Source organism: Leifsonia sp. L25 (assembly GCF_050632895.1).
Genome location: NZ_JBODRZ010000003.1, coordinates 1284853 through 1307079 on the forward strand (window position 1 = coordinate 1284853; position 22227 = coordinate 1307079).

Genomic DNA, 22227 nt, shown 5'->3' on the forward strand with positions numbered 1-22227 from the left:
CCATCGTAGAAATGGCCGTGCCGGCGCTACACTCCGACCCGCTCCCGCTCCCGCTCCCGCTCCCGCACCAGCCACACCACATCCCGCCCGAAGGACTCCCCCAGCAGCGCCAGCGCCCCCGCGACCAGCACAGCGCTCACCCCGGGAAGCACCCCCGTGCACGCCACGGCGAGCGCCACCCCCGCGTACGCCGTCACCACCTTCCGCCAGTACCGGTACGGCAGCGGCGCCCGCAGCCACGGCAGCACCCATCCAGCGACCACGAACGCGTAGCGCAGCGCGCCGATCGCCAGCACCCACAACCCGAGCGTCGGTGCGACGAAGACGCTCAGCACCAGCAGCAGGAACGCGTCCACCTCCATGTCGAACCGCGCCCCCAGCTCGCTCGTGCTGCCGGTGCGTCGCGCGACCCAGCCGTCGACCGCGTCGAGCGCCAGGGCCGGGATCACCAGCCCGACCAGCAGCGGGACGGGCACCGCCGAACCGAACGACGCCACCACCAGTCCCGTGATCACCCCGACCACCGTCGAGCGCATCGAGGTGACGATGTTCGCGGGCCCGAAGCGTTCCGACCGGCGGCGCTGGAGGCCGCGGACCAGCAGCACGTTCGACACCAGGAGGTAGGCCACGGCCGCCGCCCAGCCCGAGGCCGGCAGCGGCGTCATCCACCACTCGACCGAGAGCAGCCCGATCAGGAGGACGAGCGCGAGACCCGCGCCGGCCCAGCCGACCGCTGCGAGTTGAACCCTTTTCACGTCAGCCTCGTGTCTCTGGGGAACGGCACCGTGCGCTGCCGCATCTTGCCTTAACACGCAGCGTGTGCACGGATGGTTCACAACGGCTCGGTCCCATCGGAGGCCGCCGCGAGAGGAGCTCCACGTGCTCGAAGCCACCGCGTTCTGGGTCGAGGAGCCCGGCGTCGGCGCCCTGCGGTCCGAGCCGCTGCGGGTGCCCCGCGATGGGGAGGTGCTGGTCCGCACGCTGCGCACGGGCGTGAGCCGCGGCACCGAGGCGACCGTGTTCGGCGGCCGGGTGCCGCCCAGCCAGCGCGCGCTGATGCGCGCGCCGTTCCAGGAGGGCGACTTCCCCGCGCCGGTCAAGTACGGCTACCTCAACGTCGGCGTGGTCGAGCAGGGGCCGCCCGAACTGGCCGGGTGCACCGTCTTCACGCTCTTCCCGCACCAGTCGGCCTTCGTCGTCCCGGCCGGCGCGGTGATCCCGGTCCCTGAGGGCGTGCCCGCCGAGCGCGCGGTGCTCGCGGGGGCAGTGGAGACCGCGGTCAACGTGCTGTGGGATGCCGCCCCGCTGCTCGGCGACCGGATCGCGGTGATCGGGGCCGGGATGATCGGCTGCTGCGTCGCACGGCTGGCGCACGGCATCCCGGGCGCGGAGGTCACGCTGGTCGACGTCGACCCGTCTCGGCGCGCGGTCGCCGAGCGGCTGGGCGTGGACTTCGCCGAGCCCGCCGCCGCCCCGCACGACCGCGACCTCGTCGTCCACACGAGCGGATCGGAGGCCGGGCTGCGGCTCGCGCTCGAGACCATCGTCGCCGACGGCGAGGTGATCGAGGCGAGCTGGTTCGGCGACCGGCCGGTGACGCTCATGCTCGGGGAGGACTTCCACTCCCGCCGGCTCACCCTCCGGTCGAGCCAGGTGGGCGAGGTGTCCCCGCGGCGCCGCGACCGGCGCAGCACCGCCGACCGGCTGGCACTCGCGCTCGACCTGCTGCGGGACCCCGCGTTCGACGCCCTCCTGACCGGCTCGTCGTCGTGGCGGGAACTGCCGGAGGTCCTCGCGCGACTGGCGGCCGGCCCCGGCTCCGAGCTCTGCCACAGCATCGATTGGGAGGACGCCTGATGCCGTACACGGTCACGGTCCGCGATCACCTCATGGTCGCCCACAGCTTCACCGGCGAGGCGTTCGGGCCCGCGCAGCGACTGCACGGCGCGACCTTCGTCGTGGACGCGACCTTCGGCGCCGACGAGCTCGACGCCGACGGTGTCGTGGTCGACATCGGCCGCGCCACGGCCGTGCTCGCCGACATCACCGGCTCGCTCACGTACCGCAACCTGGACGACGAGCCCGCCTTCTCCGGGATGAACACCACCACGGAGGTGCTGTGCCGGGCGATCGCCGACCGGCTGGCAGACGCCGCGGCCGACGGGGCGCTCGGTCGTGCGACCGGGCTGACCTCCATCGCCGTCACCCTTCATGAGTCCCACATCGCGTGGGCGAGCTACTCGAGGCCGCTGTGACCGCTGTGTACTTCGTGGTGCCGGACACCATCGACGACCCGCCCCGGGTGAGCGGCGGGAACCGCTACGACCAGCGCGTCCGCGACGGCCTCCGCGGCGCGGGGTGGACGGTGCACATGCTCCTGGTCACCGGCCGCGGCCCGGGCTGGACGGCCCGTGCGCTGGCGGCGCTGCCGGAGGGCGCGCTCGCGCTGGTGGACGGCCTGCTGGTGTCCCGGGAGCCGGAGGCGCTGGTGGCGCACCGGTCGCGGCTGCGGATCGTGGTGCTGGCGCACATGGTCGCGGCGCCGGCGACCCCGGGCGACGGGATGCCCGGCGGCGCGATGCTCGACGACCGCGACCTCGGCGCCCTGCGCTCCGCGCGACGGATCATCGCGACGAGCGCATGGACCCGCTCCCAGCTCCTCGAACAGGACGCCGCCGACCCGCACCGGATCGTGGTCGCCCATCCGGGCGTCGACCCAGCGCCCGCGACCACGGCCTCCGCGGGCGGCGGCCGTCTGCTGTGCGTCGCCGCGATCGCGCCGCACAAGGGCCAGGACCTCCTGCTGCGCGCGCTCGCCGGCTTCGCCGACCGCGACGACTGGACCTGCGCGCTCGTCGGCTCGCGGGAGGTCGACCCCGACTTCGTCGCAGCGCTGACGGCCGTGATCGACGCCGCCGGCCTCTCCGGCCGGATCCGTTTCGCGGGCGTCCTCGACCCGGTCGCCCTCTCGGAGGCGTACGCGGAGGCCGACCTCGTCGTGCTGCCGTCGCGCAGCGAGAGCTACGGGATGGCCGTCGCCGAGGCGCTCGCGCACGGGGTGCCGGTGCTCGCGACCGGCGTGGGCGGCATCCCCGAAGCGATCGCGCGCGCGGACGCCGCGATGATCGTGCCGCCGGACGACGCCTGGGCGTTGCGCGTGGTGCTGCAGCAGTGGTGGGCGAGCGCGGCGCGCCGGGACGCGCTGAAGAAGGCGGCGCTGGAGGCGCGGGAGGCCGGCCGGCGCTGGGAGGACACGGTCGCGGTCGTCGCCTCCGCGCTGCGAGCGGCCGCCGTGGAAGGACTGCGGACGGAGGCGGTGCCGTCATGAGCGGGGTGCTGGAGGTCGGTGCCGACTGGCTCGCGCTGCGGGAGGCGGAGGACGGTCGCGCACGGTCGCGGCGCCTCGCGCGCCTGGCGGCGGGACTCGTCGGAGCCGACTCTCCGGCGCCCGGCCGCCCGATCACCGTGCACGACCTCGGCAGCGGCACCGGCTCGATGATGCGCTGGCTCGCGCCGCAGCTCCCCGGGTCGCAGAGCTGGGTCCTCCACGACTGGAACGCCGACCTCACCGCGCACGCGACGCGGACAGCGCCTCCCCGCGACCGCACCGGCCGCCCGATCGCGATCGACTCCCGCGTGACCCCGCTCGAGCGGCTCGCGCCCGCCGACGTCGCCGGCGCGGATCTGGTGACGGCCTCTGCGCTGCTCGATGTCGTGACCGCGCGGGAGGCGCACGCGATCGTGGACGCGTGCCTCGCCGCCGGCGCACCCGCGTTCCTGCCGCTCAGCGTGACCGGTGACGTGGAGGTGCGGCCCTGGGATCCGCGCGACATCCGCTTCGCCCGCGCCTTCAACGAGCACCAGCGCCGGGAGGTGGACGGCCGCCGCCTGCTCGGGCGGTACGGCGCGCCGATCGTGCGCGGGCTCTTCGCGCGCGCCGGCTGGCACGTCCGCACGGCGCTCACGACGTGGCGGCTCGACCGACGCGACCTGCTGCTGGGCGCGTGGTTCGACGGCTGGGTCGACGCGGCGGTGGAGCAGGCGGAGGTCGACCGCGATCGGGCGCTGCTCGATCGGGCCGCAGGCTACCGGGAGCTGCGCCGCGAGCAGCAGCGCCGCGGCGTGCTGTCCGCCGTCGTGTACCACCTCGACGTGCTGGCGTGGCCGCGATGACCGTCCGGCTGAGCGCAGCGGACAGAGACGACGAGGGCAGCGCCGCGCCGCCGCCTCCTCGCACGCCCTGGGCTCCGGATCACCCTCCGCGTCCTCGTCCCCCTCGCCATCCTCATCGCGATCGTCGCACGCGTCGGAACCGGCCCCTTCCTCCACGGCCTCCTCAGCCTCGACGGGCCCACGGTTCTCGCCGCGTTCGCCCTCACCGCGCTCGCGACGGTCGCGGCCGCGTGGCGGTGGCGCCTGATCGCCGGACGGCTCGGCGTCGGCCTCCGCTGGTCCACGGCGATCGGGGCGTACTACCGCTCGCAGTTCGTGAACACCGTGCTGCCGGGCGGCGTGGTCGGCGACATCCAGCGCGCGGTCGATCACGGCCGCAGCGCCGACAGGATGGGCGCTGCGGCCCGGTCCGTCGCCGTGGAGCGGCTGCTCGGCCAGGTGGTGCAGCTCGTCCTCGCGGTGGGTGTGCTGGCGATCGTCGGGATGGAGTTCGAGGGCGTCCTGCTGCCGGTGCTCGGCGTCGCGCTCGCGGCCGTGATCGTCGGCGGCGCCGTCACGGCCTCCGCGAGCCGACGCGTCCGACGGGCGCTGGCGCACGAATGGCGGGAGCTCCGGGAGGGCCTCGGCTCGGCGTCGGTCTGCCTCCAGGCGGTCGTCGCGTCGGTGATCGTCTGCGCGTGCCACCTCGGCACGTTCGCGATCGCGGCGATCGCCGTCGGCGCGGACGTGCCGCCGCTGCGTCTCCTCGCACTCGGGATGGTGGTGCTGCTCGCGGCATCCATCCCGTTCAACCTCGGCGGCTGGGGTCCGCGGGAGGGCGCGGCCGGGTGGGCGTTCGCAATGGCGGGCTTCGGCGCTGCGGGCGGCGTCTCCGCCGCCACGCTGTACGGCGTGCTGGCCTTCGTGTGCTTCGCCCCGGCTGCGCTGATCGTGCAGTACGCGGCCGTTCGGCGCAGGAGGAGGATGCGGGCATGACCGAGCGACCGTATGTGACCGTGAGCTGCGCCATCTCCCTCGACGGCTACCTCGACACCGCGCGCCCGCCGAAGCTCGCGCTCTCGAACGCCGCCGACTTCGACCGGGTGGACGAGGTCCGTGCGCGGCACGACGTGATCCTCGTCGGCGCCCGCACGGTTCGGCGGGACAACCCGCGGCTGCTCGTCCGCAGTGCCGAGCGCCAGGACCGGCGGGAGGCCTCCGGGAAGTGCCGCACGCCCTGGAAGGCGACCGTGACCTCGACCGGCGACCTCGATCCCCGCGCGAACTTCTTCACCCTCGGCGACACCCGGAAACTCGTGTACTGCCCGCGCGACCGGCACGGCCTCCTCGCCGACCGGCTCGGCGACGCCGCGACCGTCGTGCCGCTCGGCGACGACGTGCGGATGACCGACCTCCTCGCGGACCTCGGCGAGCGCGGCGTGCGGCGGCTGATGGTGGAGGGCGGCGGGAGGACGCTGACCCAGTTCCTCTCGGAGGGGCTGGCCGACGAGCTGCACCTCGCGGTGGCCCCGTTCTTCGTCGGAGACCGGGACGCGCCCCGCTTCGTCGGCGAGGGCGCGTACCCGTGGACGAGCGACCGCCGTGCCGCGCTCGTGGAGGCCCGGCCGATCGGGGATGTCGTGCTGCTGCGCTACGCCCTGTCCGACCGGTTCGGGGGCTTCCCGTGAGCCGGCAGCGCAGGGACCGCCGGGTCCGGAGCGCCGTCGCCACCACCCTGGCCGCCGTCGCCACCACCCTGGCCGTCGTCGCCACCACCCTGGCCGCCGTCGCCACCACCCTGGCCGTCGTCATCCTCTTCGTCGCCTCGCTCGCCCCCGGCCTGGTCGCCTCCGACTCGACGCTCGCCCTCGTGCGCGTCCCGCTGGAGTGCGTCCTCGCTCTGGCCACGCTCATCCTGCTCCCGTGGCGGTGGGCGCGCCGCACCCTCGCGATCCTCGTCGCCCTGCTGCTCGTCCTCGCGACGATGGTCGCTGCACTCGACCGCGTGTTCGAGGCGACGGTCGGCCGGCCGTTCGACGTGGTGTCGGGATGGTCCGAGCTGGTGGACGGCTACGGAGTGGTCCGCGACTCCACCGGGACGGCGGGGGCGATCGGCCTCCTGGCGCTCGTGGCGCTGGTGGCGGTCGGCGCCGTGGTCGCGGTCGCCGCCTCCCTGCTGCGCGTCGCGCGCGTCCTCACCCGTCGGCGCCGGCCGAGCCTGATCGCGGCGTCCGCCGTCACGGCCGGGTGGCTGGTCCTCGCGATCGTCGGCGTTCAGCTCGTGCCCGGCGAGCCGGTCGCCGCGGCCGACGGGCTCTCCGCGGCGGCCTCGACGGTGGACCAGGTGCAGGTCGCCGCGCGCGACCAGGCGGTCTTCGACCGCGCGGCGTCCAGCGACCCGTATGCGGCGCTGCCCGCCTCCGACCTGCTGACCGGGCTGAAGGGCAAGGACGTCGTCATCGTCTTCGTGGAGAGCTACGGGCAGGTCGCCGTGCAGGGCACGTCCTTCTCGCCGGGGGTGGATGCGGTCCTGCGCAGCGGGAACGCCGCCCTCGCCGCCCACGGCTACACCGAGCGCAGCGCGTTCCTGACCTCGTCCACGTTCGGCGGGATCAGCTGGCTTGCGCACTCCACGCTGCAGACCGGGCTGTGGGTCGACTCGCAGCAGCGCTACGACCAGGTGACCGCCGGCACCCGCTTCACGCTCAGCGACGCCTTCCGCAAAGCCGGCTGGCGGACCCTCAGCGACGTCCCGTCGGACTCGAAGCCGTGGCCGGTCGGGTCGACGTTCTACCACTACGAGCAGGAGCTCAACGCCACGAACGTCGGCTACCGGGGACCGATCTTCAGCTACGCGCAGGTGCCCGACCAGTACACGCTGGCCTACTTCCAGCAGCACCAGCTCGCCGGGCCGCACCCGCCGCTGATGGCGGAGATCGACCTCGTCTCCTCGCACACGCCGTGGACGCCGCTGCCGAAGCTGCTGCCCTGGGATCAGCTCGGCGACGGCTCGGTCTTCGACCCCCAGCCGGCGGAGGGCCTCCCGCCGAGCGTCGTCTGGCAGGACCCGCACCACGTCCAGCAGCTCTACGGCCAGTCGATCGAGTACACGATGGGCGCGCTGACCTCGTTCCTGACCACCTTCGACGACCCGAACCTCGTGCTCCTGGTGCTCGGCGATCACCAGCCGGCGACGGTCGTCAGCGGGCCCGGCGCGAACCACGACGTGCCGATCAGCATCATCGCGAAGGACCCGGCCGTCACCGAGCGGATCGCGTCGTGGGGCTGGCAGCCCGGGCTGCTGCCGTCCGCCGGCGCCCCCGTCTGGCGCATGGACGCCTTCCGCGACCGCTTCCTGACGGCCTACGGCCCCTGAAGTCAGCGCGATTCGGCACGAATGTCGCGTTTCGCGTCGCCATTCGCGACATTCGGCACGAATCGCCGGCGAGTGTCACGCCTCGGGCGACGACGGGAACGACCGGCGCGCCACCAGGATGACGACGAGTCCCACGACCACCAGCGCGGCCCCCGCGAACGGCAGCCACCCCAGCCCGGGCCCGGCGAGCACCGCCGCGCCGACCGCCGCCCCTCCTCCGATCCCGATGTTGGCCGTCGAGTTCACGAGCGCCCCGATGACCTCCGGGGTCGCGCCGCGCGTGCGGATCGCCGCGGTCTGGAACACCGACGCCACCCCGCCGAAGCCCGCGCCCCACAGCACCGCGGCCGCGAGCACGCCGGCGAGCGCCGGGAAGGCGATCCCCACCCCCACCAGCCCGACCGTGACCGCGCCGAGCAGCGCCAGTACGGTCGAGCGCGGTCGCCGGTCGAGCGTCGCCGCCGCGAACCAGGTCCCGACCAGCCCGACCGCGCCGATCCCGAGCAGCACCGGACCGACCCCCTGCACCGGCAGCCCGGTGGCGAGGAGGATCACCGAGACGAAGGTGTAGACCGTGAACTGCCCCAGGTACACGATCGCGTTCGCTGTGGAGACGATCCCCAGCCGCACCCGGCGAGCGCCCGCGCCCTCCCCGGTGTGCCCGGTCCCGCCTCCCGGGACCGCCGGCAGCAGCACCGCGACGATGACGACCGTGACCGCGCACACCCCGGCCAGCACGCCGAACGCCGCGCGCCAGCCGAGCGCCGTGCCGAGGGAGGTCGACAGCGGCACCCCGAGCACGAACCCGGCCGAGGCTCCCGCGGTGACCAGCGCCAGCGCGCGCCCGGTGAACGCGGAGGTCACCAGCCGGGACGCGTACCCGATGCTGACCGAGAAGAACAGCGCGTGCGCGATCCCACCGAAGGCGCGCCCCGCCGCCAGCACGCCGAAGTCCGGCGCGACCGCGACCACGAGGTTGCTCACCGTGTACGCCACGAGCGTCGCCTGCAGCAGGCCTTTGCGCGAGAACCGGGACGTCGACAGCGTCAGCGGCACCGCGAGAACGGCGACCATGAACGCATAGACCGTGACCAGCAGCCCGGTCACCGAGTCGGACACCCGCATGTCGTTCCCGATCGCCGGCAGCAGCCCGACCGGCAGCATCTCCGTCGTCACCGCGAGGAAGGTCGCCACCGTCAGCGCGACGAGTCCGCCCGCCGCCTCGCGCACGGTGCCCGCGCTCCAGTCCGACGCGTGAGGCATGGTTGCGATGCTAACCCCGCCGCGCCGATTGAACCGATACCGAGCCTCGTTCGTGTTCCCCATGAGGCCTTCAGCGGTGGAGGCCCGGGGAAGGAAGCGGGTAGAGCCATGACCCAGAGCATCCAGAGCAGTCAGAGCAGCCGGAGCAGCCAGGGGCCGATGCGGCTCATGCGGATCCTGAGCGCAATCGTGCTCGTGCTGGTCGCCGGGATCCATCTGTTCCTGATCTTCGACGGTGTCGGCGGCCTGCTCGGCGTCCTGTTCGTCCTCAACGCGATCGCCGCCATCGTCCTGGCGATCGGGATGCTGGTGCTGCGCGGCGCCTGGCTGCGCCTCGCCACCCTCCTCAGTCTGCTGTTCCTCATCGCCAGCCTGGCCGCGCTCCTGCTCGCCCTCACGGTCGGCCTGTTCGGCATCAGGGAGGTGTGGACGTTCACCCTCGTCCCGGAGACCGTCATCATCGAGGCGATCGGGATCGTCGTGCTGGCGATCACCTCGGGCGCCGCGTTCAGGAGGACGCGCGTGGCGTGACGGCCACCCCCGCGATCTGCGTGTTGAACGGCAGGAACGCCGTCCGGACGCGGTAGCGCTCCACCTCCACGCTCGCGAAGGCCGCGGCGCGGAGGGCGCCCTCCAGGTCGCGCTCGCAGGAGCAGCCTTCGAATGTCCACGCCCAGGGCCGGCGGACCAGCCTTTGCGCCAGCCGGGTCGGCGTCCCGTCCGGCGCTGCCACGTGCTCCACGAAGCGGAAGGCGCCGCCCGGCCGCAGGATGCGCCGGACCTCGGCGAGCACGGCGTCCGGATCGTGGACCGTGCAGAGCACGAGCGACGAGATGACCGTGTCGACGCTGTGGTCCGGGAGGCCGGTGCTCTCGGCAAGGCGCTCACGAAGGTCGAGGCGCACGCCGGCGCGAGCGGCCGCGGACCGGAGGCGCGCGTGCATGTGGCGGTTCGGCTCGACGGCGATCAGAGTCGCGCCGGCCGGGAGGTAGCGGAGGTTCGCGCCGACCCCGGAGCCGAGCTCGACGACCTCCGGCGGCAGCTCGGCGAAGGCGCGCTGCTTGTGCAGGCGGAGGTGGTGCTCGATGTACGGGTCCATGACGCGGAAGAAGGCGGCGTTGAAGGGGCCCCGGAGGGGTGCTGCTCGAAGGCGGGCGCGGACGTGCGGAGGGTGACTCGGGTCATGGAGACAGCCTCCCGGACCGCGGTCAGCGAGTCAGGCGGGGAACTACCCCACTTAGCGCGCGTCCTCGCGCTGCGCCGCGTACCACGCCGCGACCTGTGCCCGGGAGTGGAACCCCAGCCGCAGCCGGATGCGCTCGACGTGACCCTCCGCCGAGCGCTCGTCGATTCCGAGGCGGTCCGCGATCTCGTGGTTCGTGCGGCCGTCCGCGATGAGGGCCGCGACCTCCGTCTGCCGTTCGGTGAGGCTCCCGGCTCCGCGGCGCGACGCGCGGAGGCCGAGGAAGCGGCGCACCGTCGCCACCAGTGCGTGGGCGTCGCCCGCGTACGGCAGGTGCGACCGGCCGGGGAGCACCACGAGCTCTGCGCCCGGGATGCCGGCGGCGAGCTCCCGGGCCTGCGCGAGCGGCGCCGCGCGGTCCCGGTCGCGGTGGACGACGAGCGTCGGCGCGCGCACCCCGCCGAGGACGTCGCCGATGTCGATCCGGTAGCTGAGCTCAAGGAGCGCGCGGGCGGTCGCCGCGTCCGAGGAGGCGCGCTGGTAGCGGCCGAACTCCTCGCGCGTCGTCGCGTGCGCGTCCGGCGCGAAGATGTCGGTGAGGACATCCGAACCGAGTCCCCAGTGCGACTCGACGAGCGCGAGGACATGGTCGCGCGCGCTCGGCGGCGACAGCCGGGCTCCGGACCGCCAGCCGCCGTAGAGCACCAGCCTCCGCACCCGTTCCGGATGCGCTGCCGCCCACGCCGCGGCGATCGGCGCGCCCATCGAGGACCCCATCAGGTCGAACGGCGCGGGTCCGGCGCTCACGGCCACGGCGTCCAGCTGCTCCAGCTCGAACTCCAGCGACGGCTCGCGCCCCGACGGCGCCGACAGCCCGCACCCGGCGCGGTCGTACCGGACCAGCAGGCAGCCCTGCGCGAGACTCTCCAAATAGGCGCGCTCCTCCGGGATCTCCCAGCTCAGCTGGAGGTGGCTCACCCACCCCGACACGTACAGCAGCGGGCGGCCGGACCCGGTCGTCGCGAACGCCAGCTCGGTGCCGCCCTCGGTCGTCAGCCTGCTGATCCGCTGCTGCATGCGTCCATTGTGCGGCGGGCGGCGTGGCTGCGGCACGAGCGTTGCGCCGTCGGACCCCGCGATTACGATGACCTCCGAATCGCGCGCTCCCCGGCGCACGCAGGCCGGGCTCTCGATGGGGACCGGCACGATTCTCACCGCCGCCGTCCGGCATCCGGAGCGCTTCCGCCGACTCGTGCTCGGCCTCCCCCGACCGCGTGGGAGACGCGCCCCGCCCAGGCCGCGGTCTACGGTCAGATGGCCGACCTGCTGGAGACACAGGGCTGGGACGCGCTCATGAAGCTGATGGCGGCATCCGCTCTGGCGCTGCCGCCCGTGCTCGCCGAGCGCGGTGTCACACCGGAGCCGCAGCTGCGGCCCGCGACGGCTCCTGCCGTGCTGCGCGGCGCGGCGCTCTCCGACCTGCCGAGCCCGGAGCAGGTCGCGACGCTGCGGATGCCGGTGCTCCTGCTCCCCTGGGCCGGCGACGCGGGTCACCCGCTCTCGACCGCCGAACGGCTGCACGAACTCATCCCGGCCTCGGAGCTGTTCCTCGCCGAGGACGCCGCCGACGCGGACACCTGGCCGGACCGGGTGGAGGCGTTCCTCGCGTGAACTGAACGGGACAAGCGGGTGACGAGACAGGTGAATCGCGCCCGAACCGGTTGACCCGCCGGCTCTCTCCGGATAACGTCTCACGTCGTGAGCCGTCAGCCCGTGACCCGCACCGCCGTCTGGATGCGCGAACGCACGTGCCTGCCGTTGGTCCGGGTCGAGACGCCCGCTGCGGGCGCTGCGGTCACCGACCTGGCCGCCGCGCGAGGTCGGACCGAGCGACGTCGGACCGAGCGACGGGCACGACGGCGCACCCGCCGCGCGGCCTGAACGGGTTCGCTCGCCCGTCCGCTGCGCAGCTTCCGCGCACCCGCCCGACCGGCTACGTTCGTCGCATGCGGAAGATCGTGGTCTACGAGCTGGTGTCGCTCGACGGTGTCGCGGAGGATCCGGACGCCTTCATCCCGGACTGGGACGAAGACATGGACGCCGACCTCGGCGCCGTGATCGCGACGCAGGACGCCGTCATCCTGGGCCGGCGCAGCTACGACGAATGGGCGCGGTACTGGCCGGGCAGCGATATCCAGCCGTTCTCGGACTTCATCAACGGGGTGACGAAGCACGTCGCGACGTCGGCGCCGCTCGACCCCGAATGGTCGGGGGCGACGGCGATCGAGGGGATGTCGTGGAGTTCGCCAGGCGACTGAAGGAGGGCGACGGCGGCGACATCGGCGTGCACGCCAGCATCACGGTCGCGCAGGCGCTCCTGGCCGGCGGGGTCGTGGACGAACTGAGACTCGTGATCGCGCCCGGTGTGGCGGAGGGTGGACGGCGGTTGCTGGAGGGTCTGCACGCGATGCGCTTCGAGACGCTCTCCTCGTCGATGTCGTCCACCGGGTATCTGATGGTCGGTTACCGGGTCCTGGCCTGACACATTCGTGCCGAATGTCGCCTGCGGCGACGTGAATCAGCACATTCGGCACGAATCGGCCGGCGTCGACCGCTACGCGGCGAGGTGGAAGGTGGTCGCGAAGCGGGTGAGGAGCGTGCGGGGGCCCTGGAGGACCTCCACCACCCCGGCGTCGAGGGCCGCCTCCGGCGTGAGCTCTCCGGAGATGAGCCGCCGGATGTCCGGCCCGCTCGCGAATGCCAGGTCGGCCGGCCCGTCCCCGCGGCTCACGGCCAGGCGCGGCCCCTCCACCTGGATGAGGAGGCCGTCGTCACCGAACCGCGCGCCGTAGGCCGTCGCCGGCAGCTCGGCGGCGACCTGCGGCTGGAAGGCGGTGCGCAACGAGATGGTCATGGAGTCCGGCGTGATGATCTGCTCGGCGCGCGGCTCCCCCAGCGCCTTGAACCCCCAGGCCCCGAACGCGAGCACGACCGGCTCGAGCTCCCGCCCGTACGGGGTGAGCTCGTAGAGGACGATGCGCGAGCGCGGTGCCCGGCGGATGATGCCGGCCGCCTGCAGCTCCTTGAGCCGCGCCGCCAGGATGTTGCTCGGGATGCGGGGAAGACCCACGGCGAGCTCGCCGTAGCGACGCGGCCCGACGAGCAGGTCGCGGACGATCAGCAGCGCCCAGCGCTCCCCCACGAGCTCCAGGGCCTGGGTGATCCCGTCGTACTGCCCGTAGTCGCGCGCGACCATCGGACCTCAGGCCTGCTGGTTCAGGTAGGCCTCGGGGCCCTGCTGCGCGGCGACCGGGTCCATCCAGCCGAACTCGAGGATGTTGCCGTCCGGGTCGGCGAGCTGCCGCTGGTACATGAAACCGTAGTCTGCGGCCGGTCGCTCCTCCACGCCACCGGCGGCGATCCCGTCGGCCACGGTCGCGTCGACGGCGTCGCGGCTGTCGAGCATGATCGAGGTCGACGCGGACACGGTCTTCGACGGCTCGCCGACCGGGCGGTCGGAGAAGGTCTGGAAGAACTCGCGCGTGACGATCATGAAGTAGTTGTGGTCCTCGTCGACGACGACGCACGCGGCGTTGTGGTCGGTGAAGAGCGGGTTGATGGTGAACCCGACGGCCTCGTAGAACGCCTTGGCGCGCTCCAGATCGGTCACCGGCAGGTTGACGAACATCATGGACATCGTGGGCTCCCTTGTCGTGGTGAGGTGTTGATACGGGTCATACTTGCAAAAAACAAGTACGTTGGTCAAGACCCTGTTTCACTCGCCGCGGCGCTGCCGCAGACCACCTACTCCGTCAACCGCCGCACCGTCAGCGCCTGCTCCGCGAACCCCACCGCGCCGTCCCGGTCGTGCAGCACCGACCGCGTGATCCCGAGCCCCGACGTCCCGAACACCACCTCCGTGTCCAGCCCGAGCCAGCCGCCGGACGGCGCCCGGTGGAGGTGGATGGTCAGGTCGACATTGGGGAACATCCAACGGGTGGGGTGCTCCCGCACGGCGACGCCGTTGGCCGTGTCGACCAGCGTGATCCACGCCGTGACCGGGTCGACCGCGACCCCCTCGATGAGCTCGCAGCCGGTCGACAGCCACACGGTCGCCCGGCCGGCCTCCGGCGAGCGGACGGCGCGGGTGTCGAGGGACGCCACGTAGCCGCCCTGCCACGCCTCCATCATCGACCACGGAGTGGCCGTCTCGGGCGCAGGCAGCGGGCCGGCGGCTCCACCGGCGACCTCGGCGCTGTCGAACGCGGACAGCAGCCAGGCGCGCGCTTTGACCGCGGTGCGGCCGTGGATGACCGCCGTCGCCTCCACCAGTTCGATGGTGCGGCCGGGGCGGATCGTCTCGACCGACAGCTCCACCTCGTCCAGCGCGAGGAAGCCGAGGATGTCGAAGCTGATCCGGGCGAGCTGCAGCGCGGGGCCGTCCGGGTTCGCGGCGTGGCGCAGGATGGCGTGCGTGATCAGGCCGCCCAGCGGGCTGAAATGCATCTCGTCGTCCGCCCAGGCGCCGCCGGCGTGCGGAGTGGGGGTGAAGGTGTTCTCGCTCCGCTGCACGAAGTAGGCCGCGGGGAAGGTGGCGTCGGCGTTCATCACCTCCAACGTAGGCGCAGGAGGCCCTCCCGAGCGAGACTGGAGCGTATGAGCAGACACGAACGCGAGCGCGAGGCCGCCGCCGAAGCCCAGCAGCGGGCGCAGGCGGAGGCGGCCATCGAGGCGACCGAGACCGACGACACCGAGGTGGACGCGGACGAAACGCTGGAGTCGGAGGAGGAGCCGGGCTAGCCTCTCACCCGGCGTGCCCCTGCACGAAGCGCGACGAGGGCGCGCCACCCTCCTCGGCTCGGCGCAGCCCCCAGTCGCGCACGAGCGGCGGGATCGTCGGGTCGTCCGGCAGCGTGATCGTGGTGGCGAGCCGGATGTCACGCGACGAGGCGCCGACCTCGATCGTGAAGTCCCCTCCCTCGCGCCGCCACAGGCCCGAGCGGCCGTCCGGCCGGGTCGACGAGGTGTCCCAGTACGCGAAATCCCGGCTCACCAGGTCGAAGGAGACCGTAACCGTCTCGCCCGGTTCCAACCCGACCTTCTCGAAGCCGCGGAGCTCCCGCACGGGGCGGTGCACCTCGGCCTCCGGGTCGCCGACGTAGAGCTGCACGATCTCGGCGCCCGCGACGGGGCCGGTGTTGGCGACCGTGCACGTCACCCGCACCCGACCGGAGGACGGGTCCACCACCTCGGCCTGGAGGTCGCCGTAGGCGAACCCGGTGTACGAGAGCCCGTGGCCGAACGGGTAGCGCACACCCCGACGCAGCGCGTCGTACCAGCGGTAGCCGATGAAGACGCCCTCGCCGTAGAGGACCGTCCCGCGGTCGCCGTTCCAGTTCGGGAAGCCGGGGTGTCCTCGAGCGCGAGCGGGAAAGTCTCGGCGATCTTCCCGGACGGGTTCACGCGGCCGAAGAGCACGTCGGCGACCGCGCTCCCGACGGCCTGGCCCCCGAGCCAGGCCTCCACGACGGCGTCCACGCGGTCGTGCCACGGGTCCATCGTCACGGGCGAGCCGTTCGACAGCACGACGGTGAGGGAGGCGCCGGTGCGGTCGCGGAGGTCGGCCAGCGCCTCGATCAGGGCGACCTGGTCGGCGGGGAGGCCGAGGGTGAACCGGTCGTTGGCCTCCTGCTCGTGGGAGAGCGGGAGCCCGGCGAAGACCACGATCGCCTCGGCGGAGGCGGACGCGGCGACGGCGGCGGCCTCCTCGATGAGCTGTCGGGCACGGTCGGAAAGCGGTCCCTGCCGCAGACGCTGCACGGACTCCGCGACCCGCAACTCCTCGACCAGGTGCTCGGAGCGGCGGGCCACCGCGGGGCGCTCCGACTCCGAAGCAACACCGTGGGCACGGAACACCGCGGCGTTGTCGTCCTGGTACGCGTTCGTGGGGACGTCGATGTAGCCGGGAGCGTAGACCACCCGCTCCCCCGCGATCGCCCGGATCGCGTCGAGGGGCACGTCCACCCGAGTCGGATCGACGCCGGAGGACCCGCCGCCCTGGATGCGCGCGTCCTCGGCGAAGGCCCCGATGACGGCGATCGTGCCGCCGACCGCGATCGTGCCGCCGGTCTCCGCGAGCGGAAGCACCGCCCCCTCGTTGCGCAGCAGCGTGACGCACGCGGACGCCGCCTCCCGCGCCAGCGCGTGGTGCGCGTCGGCGTCGAGGAGGTCGAGCTGCGCGGAGCTCAGCCGGTCCCCCGGCGTGTGGCCGAGGTCCAGAACGGGGCCGTTGACGTGGTCCGCGCCGGGGAAGGTGCGGGCGACCAGCTCCAGGATGCGGCGCGCCGACGCGTCGACCACCGTCTCGTCGAGTTCGCCCGTGCGCACTGCCGCCACCACCTCCGCGACCGTGCGGCCGTGGGTGCCCGGCATCTCCAGGTCGAGGCCGGCGCGGAGGGCGGCGACCCGGTCGTGCACGGCGTCCCAGTCGGAGACGACCGCGCCGGTGTAGCCCCAGTCCTCGCGCAGCACCTCGGTGAGCAGCCAGCGGTTCTGCGACGCGTGCACGCCGAAGAGCCGGTTGTAGGAGCACATCACCGTCCACGGCTCGGCCTGGCGCACCACGCGCTCGAAGGCCGGCAGGTATGTCTCGCGCAGCGTCCGCTCGTCGGCGACGACGGAGATCCGGGTCCGTTCGATCTCCTGGTTGTTGGCCGCGAAGTGCTTCAGCGACGCCCCGACGCCCGCCGACTGGAGGCCGTCGACGTAGGCCGCGCCGAGCTCGCCCGCGTGCAGCGGGTCCTCGGAGAAGTACTCGAAGTTGCGCCCGCACAGCGGCGAGCGCTTCATGTTCACCCCCGGTCCGAGCACGACCTGCACGCCCTCGGCGCGCGCCTCCGCACCGATCGCGGCGGCGACCCGGCGCATGAGGTCGCGGTCCCAGGAGGCGCCCATCGCCGACGCGGTCGGGAAGCCGGTCGCCGGCACCCAGACCATGTCCACGCCGGTCTCCTTGCGCAGCCCGTGCGGGCCGTCGCCGACCTCGATCGCGGGAACCGGCGCGGGGAGCCCCGGTCGGTCGATCGCCTGGGTGAACCAGTCGTCGACGCCGGAGAGCAGCGACGCCTTCTCCTCCAGGGTGAGGGCGGCGAGGACGTCGTCCACGACGAAGGGAGGGGTCTGCATGGTGAGGTGGCCTTTCGGGGTGCCGTGGGGAAGGGAAGACGCGTCAGGTCGCCAGGAACGCCTCGGGGTGCTCGTGCCGAACGCGGGCGATCAGCTCGGGCGTCACCGCAACGCCGCCCTCCGCGAGCGCGTCGAGCAGGACGCCGTGCAGCGGCGACTCCGTGGCGACCGTCACGCGGGCGCCCGGCGCGACCCGGCGGAGCTCGGCCAGGAGAGCGTCCCGCATGGCCGGGTGTTCAGAGGTCGCGACCGACCCGTTCAGGAGCACCGGCAGGTCGCCCGCGGCGAAGTCCGCCCCGACGCTCCGGGCGCACCACTCCGCATAGCCGACGAAAGCCCTCGCCTGGTCGTCGACGATCGCGCGCGCGACTGCGTCGCCCTCCCCGGCGAGCGCGAGCACGAGCCGGGAGGCCTTCCACAGCTCGGTCCCGTCGAGCGCGCCGAAGCGCCGGGTGAAGACGTGCCGGAGCTCGCCGGCGTCGGCCACGCCGTAGTGCTCGCAGAGCACAGCCGTGAGTCCCGTCGCCGGGCCCATGCCCATCCACTCGCGGCACGCCGCCTTGAGCGCGCTGTTGCCGAGTCCCTGGCCGCCGAGGTCGTCGAAGACGTACCAGCCCGAGCACTGCTCGCGCCCGTCCGCCGACCGGGCGGCGATCGCGGGTCCGGTGCCGACCGTGATCGACAGCCCGACGCCCGTGCCGTCGATCAGGCGCAGAGAGGCGAAGCCGTCGTTCTTGACGCTCCAGCCGCCCATGTCCGGCAGCCGGGCCGCGATCCGCTCGTCCCAGAAGGACGCGTCCTCCGGATAGTCGACGCCGGCGAGCCGGAAGGCGGCGGACCGGATGTCCGCGACCGCCGCTCCCGCCTCCTCCAGCGCGGCCTCGACCGCGCCGAACACCGCCGTCTCGGCGACCTCGATGCTCGTCGCCCCGTAGATGTCGCCGCGTCCGCCGCGCCCGCGGCCGAGCACCGTGCCCGAACCGTCGACGATGATCGCGACCGTCTTGGAGTTGCCCGCGTCGACCGCGAGATACAGCGGCCCTGAGTCCGTGCGCTCCGCCACGTTCAGCGCAGCAGCCGCTCGGGCAGGTACGCACGGTGCGCATGCGCCATCTCGTCGTAGAGCTCCTCGGCCACGCGCAGCGTCGGGACCATCGGGTTCGCGGAGAGCGCGCGGATGCCGTCGGCGCGCGTGCCCTTCCACGCCGCCTCCGCCGCGAGATACTGGTACTCGGCGAGCTGCTGCACGAGCCCGCGGACCGCGTGCGGCAGCGGCTTCTGCGGCAGCGGGGTCACGCCGGAGCCGTCCACGTCGCACCACATCTCCACGACGACATCCTCGTCGAAGCCAGGCAGCACGCCGCCGGTGTTCGGGAGGTTGACCGGCAGCCGGGCGGGAGCGTCGTTGTAGTACGCGCTCATCACGTCGATCGCGAGCTCCAGCTCGTGGATGCCGCCGCGCGACCGGCGCGGGTCCAGCTCGGGGACGGCCGCCTGCGACTGCTCGTCGTAGTGCTCCCAGTAGCCCGGCAGCGCGGCCAGCAGGTCCTCGGCGCGGGTGGTGCGGGCACCCTGCAGCTCACGGAGGATCTCCTCGCGGAAGTAGTAGTACTGGAAGTAGTCGGCCGGCACCGAGCGCATGGTGACCGCGAGCTGCAGCATCCGCTTCTCCAGCGTGCCGAGCGTCGGGTCGTCCTTGCGGGCCTCCCACGCCGCGTCGAGCAGCGGCATGAGGTCCTCGCCGTCGTAGGTGTGCTCGGTCGACCAGCAGTTGTGGTTGACGCCCGCCATGACGACGTTCGCGCGCTCCGGATCGAGTCCGGCGGCGCGCAGCACCGTCTTGGGGAAGACGATCGGGCCCTCGCACATCGACCAGATCGTGCGGTCGGTGAACCGGGTGACGGCCTGCGAGACGATGTTGACCGGGTTCGTGTAGTTGAACAGGATCGCGTTCGGCGCGACGGCGTCGAGGTCGCGGATGATGTCCTCGTAGATGTGGATCGAGCGCAGCGACATGAAGAAGCCGCCGGGTCCCTGGGTCTCCTGGCCGATCACGCCGTGCTTGAGCGGGATGCGCTCGTCGAGTGCGCGGGCGGCGAAGTTGCCCGGGCGGAAGCTCGACAGCACCGCGTCCGCGTCGGCGAGGGCCGCACGGCGGTCGGTGGTCGACGTGATCGTGATGTCGAGGCCCTTCGACTGCGCGATCTTCTGGCCGATGGTCTCGACGGCCTTCAGCCGGGCCGGGTCGACGTCCTGGATGACGATCTCCGAGCCGTCGAACTCCTCGCCGTGCTCGAGGATGGACGCGATCGTCCCGGCGCCGCGGGACGATCCCCCGCCGATGTAGACGAGCTTGATGGAAGCCATGGGGTGAGTATTGCCTTTCTGGTGGCCGGCGGGCGGGGTGTCGGTGGAGGGGGGTTCAGCGGGTGGTCTGGAGCAGCTCGGCCGCGTCGCGGTCCACGAGGAAGCGCGCGTCGGAGCATTCGGAGAGCACGGTCGCGGGCCAGTCGGCCTCGTAGGAGTCCGCCGCCGCGAGCCGCCGCACAGTGTCCTGCTTGTGCTCGCCGGTGACGACCATGACGACCGAGCGGGAGAGCTCGCGGATGGTGGCGATGCCGACGGTCACGCCGAACCGCGGCGCCTCGTCCAGGCTGCGCAGCGTCGGGAAGGTGCCGAGGTTGTCGCGGCGGGTGTCCTCCCCGAGCGGGACGACGCGGGTCAGGGTGTCGGCGGCGGCGCCGACCGGGTTCAGCGCGACGTGGCCGTCGGAAGCGCCGGAGGCGAGCAGGAACACGTCGATCCCGCCGGCCGCGGCGAGCGCCCGGTCGTACTCGCCGGCTTCGGCCGCCGGGTCCGGGAACCAGAGGTTGGCCTCGGGGATGCGGTGCTCCGGGGTCGCCGCGGCGTTGAGGAGGCCGAGGATCTCGCGCCGGCCGAAGCCGACGCAGCTGTGCGGGAGGCTCGGGTCGATTGCGCGGAAGCCGTCGTCGGTCTCCTCCACGTACTCGTCCATCAGGGCGACGACGACGTGGGAGAGGTCGAGGTCGCGCTCGGCCACGAGCGCGGCGAGGTGCGCGTAGGTGGCGATGGGACTGCGGCCGCTCGGGCAGCCGAGGACGAACGTCCGTCCCTCGGCGGCCGCGGCGGCGATCCCGTCGGCGAGCTGGTGGGCGGCCTCCCGCCCGACGTCGTCGGCCGTGTCGAGGATTTCGGGCGCGATGCGCATGGGTACTCCTTTGTTGCTTCTGGTGAAGTGAGAGAAGGTGAGGTCTGCGCCGGTCACTCTTTGAGAGCGCCGTTGAGGACGCCCCGGATGAAGTGGCGCTGGAAGAACGCGTAGAGGATCAGCACGGGCAGCGCCACGATCAGCGAGCCGGCCGCGAGCATGTTGACGTCCAGCGTGTGCTGACCCTGGAAGACGCCGAGCGCGAGCGTCGCCGGCTGGATGCTCGGGTCCGCGATGAAGACCAGCGAGAGGAAGAAGTCGTTCCACGTCCACATGAACGACAGCAGCGCGAGCGTGAGCACCGCGGGCCGCGAGATCGGCAGCAGGATCTGCCACAGCATCCGCCAGCTCCGCGCGCCGTCCATCTCGGCCGCCTCGATCAGAGACTTCGGGACGGCCCGGAAGGTGGCCCGCATCCAGAAGACGCCGAACGGCACGCCCATCCCGATCTGGATGATGATCAGGCCCAGCCAGGAGTTCGTGAGCCCGAGCGACTGGAACGTGTAGTAGAGCGGGATGATGAAGACCTCGGCCGAGATCATCAGCCCGAACAGGATCAGCGGGAAGAGGACCTTCTGCCCGGCGACGCCGAGCACGCCGAAGGCGAAGCCGGAGAGGATCGCGAGCACGGTCTGGCCGAGCACAGCGCCGACGGTGATGACAGCCGAGGCGATCATGGCCGACCCGAAGTTGCCTTCGTTCCAGGCGGTGACGAAGTTGCCGAAGTGCAGGTTCAGCAGGTCGAGCTGCCCGCCGCGGTTCGGGCTGAGCGCGGTGAACACGAACCAGACCACCGGGAACAGCACGAGGATCGTGACGAAGATGAGAATGGCGTGGTTGAGGAGGCGCTCGGTGCGCGAGATCATGCGTCCTTCTCCTCGGAGAGTCGGGTGATGATGAGCGCGACGCCGAGGCAGACGATCGCGAGGACGATGCCGATGGCCGCGGCCATTCCGACATCCGGGTTGAGGAACGCCTTGCGGTAGAGCAGCAGCGCGGGCGTGGTGGTGGAGGTGCCTGGGCCGCCCTGTGTGGTGATCCACACCAGGTCGAACGCCCGTAACGCTCCTGTCACCGTGAGTGTGAGCGCGACAGCGACCTGGCCGCGGAGGCTCGGGAGGGTGATCGAGAAGAACTCCCGGATCGGTCCGGCTCCGTCGATGCGGGCGGCCTCGTAGAGCTCCGTCGGGATGGCGGCGACGCCGGCGACGAACAGCACCATGCAGAGGCCGAGGGCGGTCCAGGTGCCGATGACGCCCAGCGAGGGCAGCGCCCAGGTGAAGTCGCCGAGCCAGTTCTTGGCCAGGTCGCCGAGGCCGACAGCGCGCAAAGCGGAGTTGAGGGGCCCGTCCGGGCCGTAGATGCGCTTCCAGATCACGGCGACGACCACGCTGGTCAGCACCTGCGGGAGGAAGAGCAGCCAGCGGTAGGCCCCGCCGCCGCGGAGCTTGCCCCGGCCGAGCAGTGCGGCGGAGAGCAGGCCGAGCGCGATCGGCAGCACCGCGAAGAAGACGACCAGCACGAGCACGTGGCCGAGCGACTCGAGGAGGGCCGGGTCGGTGAAGAAGGAGACGTAGTTGCTCAGGCCCACCCACTTCGCGGTGGTCACGCCGTCCCAGCGGTAAAAGGAGTAGTTGACGCTCTGCAGGATCGGGACGATCACCACGAAGCCGTAGAACAGGAGGCCGGGTGCCGCGAAGGCGAGCCCGAGCCAGCGGCGGCGGCGCACCCGCGGTGTCAGCGTGCGCCGCACGGACCGCTTCGGCGCGCTGCGGCCAGGGGCCGCCGGTGCAGCGGCCGGGGCCTCCGGCCGCTGCACCACCTGGGACGAGGTCATCC

General features: G+C 72.8%; 26 protein-coding genes. 12 read left to right on the forward strand and 14 right to left on the reverse strand.

All coding sequences use genetic code 11. The features are described 5' to 3' along the window. Positions 1–26 precede the first annotated feature (26 nt). The gene (locus ACRAWC_RS10165) at positions 27–755 is read right to left on the reverse strand and encodes a CDP-alcohol phosphatidyltransferase family protein (protein WP_431347608.1); all 729 of its coding nucleotides are present in this window, start codon (positions 753–755) and stop codon (positions 27–29) included. Positions 756–879: 124 nt separating this feature from the next. Here ACRAWC_RS10165 and ACRAWC_RS10170 point away from each other — a divergent pair, with 124 nt between their 5' ends. The 7 genes from ACRAWC_RS10170 to ACRAWC_RS10200 all read left to right on the forward strand — a co-directional run bounded on the left by ACRAWC_RS10170 (position 880) and on the right by ACRAWC_RS10200 (position 7528). Then, a complete protein-coding gene (locus ACRAWC_RS10170) occupies positions 880–1857 on the forward strand; it encodes a zinc-dependent alcohol dehydrogenase (protein ID WP_431347609.1) in 978 nt (325 codons plus the stop codon). Next, positions 1857–2255 carry a 6-pyruvoyl trahydropterin synthase family protein gene (locus ACRAWC_RS10175; protein ID WP_431347610.1) on the forward strand — a complete coding sequence of 133 codons (399 nt, stop codon included), beginning with the start codon at positions 1857–1859 and terminating at the stop codon, positions 2253–2255. The genes ACRAWC_RS10170 and ACRAWC_RS10175 overlap by 1 nt, the downstream gene beginning before the upstream one ends. Next, positions 2228–3328 carry a glycosyltransferase family 4 protein gene (locus tag ACRAWC_RS10180; RefSeq protein WP_431347611.1) on the forward strand — a complete coding sequence of 367 codons (1101 nt, stop codon included), beginning with the start codon at positions 2228–2230 and terminating at the stop codon, positions 3326–3328. Before ACRAWC_RS10175 ends, ACRAWC_RS10180 begins: the two co-directional genes overlap by 28 nt. Beyond that, positions 3325–4173: an SAM-dependent methyltransferase gene (locus ACRAWC_RS10185; RefSeq protein WP_431347612.1), complete on the forward strand. Its 849-nt coding sequence runs from the start codon at positions 3325–3327 to the stop codon at positions 4171–4173. Before ACRAWC_RS10180 ends, ACRAWC_RS10185 begins: the two co-directional genes overlap by 4 nt. 78 nt (positions 4174–4251) lie before the next feature. Further along, positions 4252–5148, forward strand: coding sequence for a lysylphosphatidylglycerol synthase transmembrane domain-containing protein (locus tag ACRAWC_RS10190; protein ID WP_431349415.1), 897 nt, complete (start codon positions 4252–4254; stop codon positions 5146–5148). Next, complete coding sequence (locus ACRAWC_RS10195; protein ID WP_431347613.1) at positions 5145–5840, forward strand: RibD family protein; 696 nt, start codon at positions 5145–5147, stop codon at positions 5838–5840. Before ACRAWC_RS10190 ends, ACRAWC_RS10195 begins: the two co-directional genes overlap by 4 nt. Further along, a complete protein-coding gene (locus tag ACRAWC_RS10200; protein ID WP_431347614.1) occupies positions 5837–7528 on the forward strand; it encodes a CDP-alcohol phosphatidyltransferase in 1692 nt (563 codons plus the stop codon). The genes ACRAWC_RS10195 and ACRAWC_RS10200 overlap by 4 nt, the downstream gene beginning before the upstream one ends. Positions 7529–7603: 75 nt before the next feature. Here the strand turns inward: ACRAWC_RS10200 and ACRAWC_RS10205 are convergent, their stop codons facing one another. After that, positions 7604–8791: an MFS transporter gene (locus tag ACRAWC_RS10205; protein ID WP_431347615.1), complete on the reverse strand. Its 1188-nt coding sequence runs from the start codon at positions 8789–8791 to the stop codon at positions 7604–7606. 108 nt (positions 8792–8899) lie between these two features. Here ACRAWC_RS10205 and ACRAWC_RS10210 point away from each other — a divergent pair, with 108 nt between their 5' ends. Then, a complete protein-coding gene (locus tag ACRAWC_RS10210) occupies positions 8900–9322 on the forward strand; it encodes a hypothetical protein (RefSeq protein WP_431347616.1) in 423 nt (140 codons plus the stop codon). Here the strand turns inward: ACRAWC_RS10210 and ACRAWC_RS10215 are convergent. Together ACRAWC_RS10215 and ACRAWC_RS10220 are read right to left on the reverse strand one after the other, a co-directional pair. Then, on the reverse strand, positions 9300–9890 hold the full coding sequence (locus ACRAWC_RS10215; RefSeq protein WP_431347617.1) for a class I SAM-dependent methyltransferase: 591 nt from the start codon (positions 9888–9890) through the stop codon (positions 9300–9302). The genes ACRAWC_RS10210 and ACRAWC_RS10215 overlap by 23 nt on opposite strands. Before the next feature lie 138 nt (positions 9891–10028). Next, entirely contained in the window at positions 10029–11051 is a 1023-nt protein-coding gene (locus ACRAWC_RS10220) for an alpha/beta fold hydrolase (protein ID WP_431347618.1), read from the reverse strand. 237 nt (positions 11052–11288) lie between these two features. Here ACRAWC_RS10220 and ACRAWC_RS10225 point away from each other — a divergent pair, with 237 nt between their 5' ends. The 3 genes from ACRAWC_RS10225 (at position 11289) to ACRAWC_RS10235 (ending at position 12516) form a co-directional block, all read left to right on the forward strand. Next, positions 11289–11645, forward strand: a complete 357-nt coding sequence (locus ACRAWC_RS10225; protein WP_431347619.1) for an alpha/beta fold hydrolase — start codon at positions 11289–11291, stop codon at positions 11643–11645. A 335-nt stretch (positions 11646–11980) separates the two neighbouring features. Then, the gene (locus ACRAWC_RS10230; protein ID WP_431347620.1) at positions 11981–12292 is read left to right on the forward strand and encodes a dihydrofolate reductase family protein; all 312 of its coding nucleotides are present in this window, start codon (positions 11981–11983) and stop codon (positions 12290–12292) included. After that, entirely contained in the window at positions 12271–12516 is a 246-nt protein-coding gene (locus ACRAWC_RS10235) for a dihydrofolate reductase family protein (protein ID WP_431347621.1), read from the forward strand. Before ACRAWC_RS10230 ends, ACRAWC_RS10235 begins: the two co-directional genes overlap by 22 nt. Before the next feature lie 72 nt (positions 12517–12588). Here ACRAWC_RS10235 and ACRAWC_RS10240 read toward each other — a convergent pair whose 3' ends face one another. The 3 genes from ACRAWC_RS10240 to ACRAWC_RS10250 form a co-directional block, all read right to left on the reverse strand. Beyond that, on the reverse strand, positions 12589–13230 hold the full coding sequence (locus ACRAWC_RS10240) for a winged helix-turn-helix transcriptional regulator (RefSeq protein WP_431347622.1): 642 nt from the start codon (positions 13228–13230) through the stop codon (positions 12589–12591). Positions 13231–13236: 6 nt separating this feature from the next. Then, positions 13237–13671 (reverse strand): VOC family protein, encoded by a 435-nt coding sequence (locus ACRAWC_RS10245; RefSeq protein ID WP_431347623.1) that lies wholly within the window; start codon positions 13669–13671, stop codon positions 13237–13239. Positions 13672–13778: 107 nt separating this feature from the next. Next, positions 13779–14582: a thioesterase family protein gene (locus ACRAWC_RS10250; protein ID WP_431347624.1), complete on the reverse strand. Its 804-nt coding sequence runs from the start codon at positions 14580–14582 to the stop codon at positions 13779–13781. Positions 14583–14630: 48 nt separating this feature from the next. Between ACRAWC_RS10250 and ACRAWC_RS10255 the strand changes: the two genes are divergently transcribed. After that, positions 14631–14774 (forward strand): hypothetical protein, encoded by a 144-nt coding sequence (locus tag ACRAWC_RS10255; RefSeq protein WP_431347625.1) that lies wholly within the window; start codon positions 14631–14633, stop codon positions 14772–14774. Positions 14775–14778: 4 nt separating this feature from the next. Here ACRAWC_RS10255 and ACRAWC_RS10260 read toward each other — a convergent pair whose 3' ends face one another. The 7 genes from ACRAWC_RS10260 to ACRAWC_RS10290 are packed head-to-tail and all read right to left on the reverse strand — an operon-like array spanning position 14779 to position 22225. Next, a complete protein-coding gene (locus ACRAWC_RS10260) occupies positions 14779–15288 on the reverse strand; it encodes a fibronectin type III-like domain-contianing protein (RefSeq protein WP_431347626.1) in 510 nt (169 codons plus the stop codon). Further along, positions 15189–17159, reverse strand: coding sequence for a glycoside hydrolase family 3 protein (locus ACRAWC_RS10265; protein ID WP_431347627.1), 1971 nt, complete (start codon positions 17157–17159; stop codon positions 15189–15191). Before ACRAWC_RS10265 ends, ACRAWC_RS10260 begins: the two co-directional genes overlap by 100 nt. Positions 17160–17202: 43 nt before the next feature. Then, positions 17203–18222, reverse strand: coding sequence for a BadF/BadG/BcrA/BcrD ATPase family protein (locus ACRAWC_RS10270; RefSeq protein ID WP_431347628.1), 1020 nt, complete (start codon positions 18220–18222; stop codon positions 17203–17205). Between the two features lie 2 nt (positions 18223–18224). Then, the gene (locus tag ACRAWC_RS10275) at positions 18225–19526 is read right to left on the reverse strand and encodes a hypothetical protein (RefSeq protein WP_431347629.1); all 1302 of its coding nucleotides are present in this window, start codon (positions 19524–19526) and stop codon (positions 18225–18227) included. 55 nt (positions 19527–19581) lie between these two features. Further along, a complete protein-coding gene (locus tag ACRAWC_RS10280; RefSeq protein ID WP_431347630.1) occupies positions 19582–20388 on the reverse strand; it encodes a 6-phosphogluconolactonase in 807 nt (268 codons plus the stop codon). 53 nt (positions 20389–20441) lie between these two features. Next, complete coding sequence (locus ACRAWC_RS10285; RefSeq protein WP_431347631.1) at positions 20442–21254, reverse strand: carbohydrate ABC transporter permease; 813 nt, start codon at positions 21252–21254, stop codon at positions 20442–20444. Beyond that, positions 21251–22225, reverse strand: a complete 975-nt coding sequence (locus ACRAWC_RS10290) for a carbohydrate ABC transporter permease (RefSeq protein WP_431347632.1) — start codon at positions 22223–22225, stop codon at positions 21251–21253. The genes ACRAWC_RS10285 and ACRAWC_RS10290 overlap by 4 nt, the downstream gene beginning before the upstream one ends. Between the last annotated feature and the right edge of the window lie 2 nt (positions 22226–22227).

Coding starts and splice junctions, on each gene's coding strand:
- ACRAWC_RS10175 (WP_431347610.1), top strand. CDS start 1,857: ATGCCGTACACGGTCACGGTCCGCGATCACCTCATGGTCGCCCACAGC.
- ACRAWC_RS10185 (WP_431347612.1), top strand. CDS start 3,325: ATGAGCGGGGTGCTGGAGGTCGGTGCCGACTGGCTCGCGCTGCGGGAG.
- ACRAWC_RS10195 (WP_431347613.1), top strand. CDS start 5,145: ATGACCGAGCGACCGTATGTGACCGTGAGCTGCGCCATCTCCCTCGAC.
- ACRAWC_RS10205 (WP_431347615.1), bottom strand. CDS start 8,791: ATGCCTCACGCGTCGGACTGGAGCGCGGGCACCGTGCGCGAGGCGGCG.
- ACRAWC_RS10210 (WP_431347616.1), top strand. CDS start 8,900: ATGACCCAGAGCATCCAGAGCAGTCAGAGCAGCCGGAGCAGCCAGGGG.
- ACRAWC_RS10215 (WP_431347617.1), bottom strand. CDS start 9,890: ATGGACCCGTACATCGAGCACCACCTCCGCCTGCACAAGCAGCGCGCC.
- ACRAWC_RS10220 (WP_431347618.1), bottom strand. CDS start 11,051: ATGCAGCAGCGGATCAGCAGGCTGACGACCGAGGGCGGCACCGAGCTG.
- ACRAWC_RS10225 (WP_431347619.1), top strand. CDS start 11,289: ATGGCCGACCTGCTGGAGACACAGGGCTGGGACGCGCTCATGAAGCTG.
- ACRAWC_RS10230 (WP_431347620.1), top strand. CDS start 11,981: ATGCGGAAGATCGTGGTCTACGAGCTGGTGTCGCTCGACGGTGTCGCG.
- ACRAWC_RS10240 (WP_431347622.1), bottom strand. CDS start 13,230: ATGGTCGCGCGCGACTACGGGCAGTACGACGGGATCACCCAGGCCCTG.
- ACRAWC_RS10245 (WP_431347623.1), bottom strand. CDS start 13,671: ATGTCCATGATGTTCGTCAACCTGCCGGTGACCGATCTGGAGCGCGCC.
- ACRAWC_RS10250 (WP_431347624.1), bottom strand. CDS start 14,582: ATGAACGCCGACGCCACCTTCCCCGCGGCCTACTTCGTGCAGCGGAGC.
- ACRAWC_RS10255 (WP_431347625.1), top strand. CDS start 14,631: ATGAGCAGACACGAACGCGAGCGCGAGGCCGCCGCCGAAGCCCAGCAG.
- ACRAWC_RS10265 (WP_431347627.1), bottom strand. CDS start 17,159: ATGCAGACCCCTCCCTTCGTCGTGGACGACGTCCTCGCCGCCCTCACC.
- ACRAWC_RS10275 (WP_431347629.1), bottom strand. CDS start 19,526: ATGGCTTCCATCAAGCTCGTCTACATCGGCGGGGGATCGTCCCGCGGC.
- ACRAWC_RS10280 (WP_431347630.1), bottom strand. CDS start 20,388: ATGCGCATCGCGCCCGAAATCCTCGACACGGCCGACGACGTCGGGCGG.
- ACRAWC_RS10285 (WP_431347631.1), bottom strand. CDS start 21,254: ATGATCTCGCGCACCGAGCGCCTCCTCAACCACGCCATTCTCATCTTC.
- ACRAWC_RS10290 (WP_431347632.1), bottom strand. CDS start 22,225: ATGACCTCGTCCCAGGTGGTGCAGCGGCCGGAGGCCCCGGCCGCTGCA.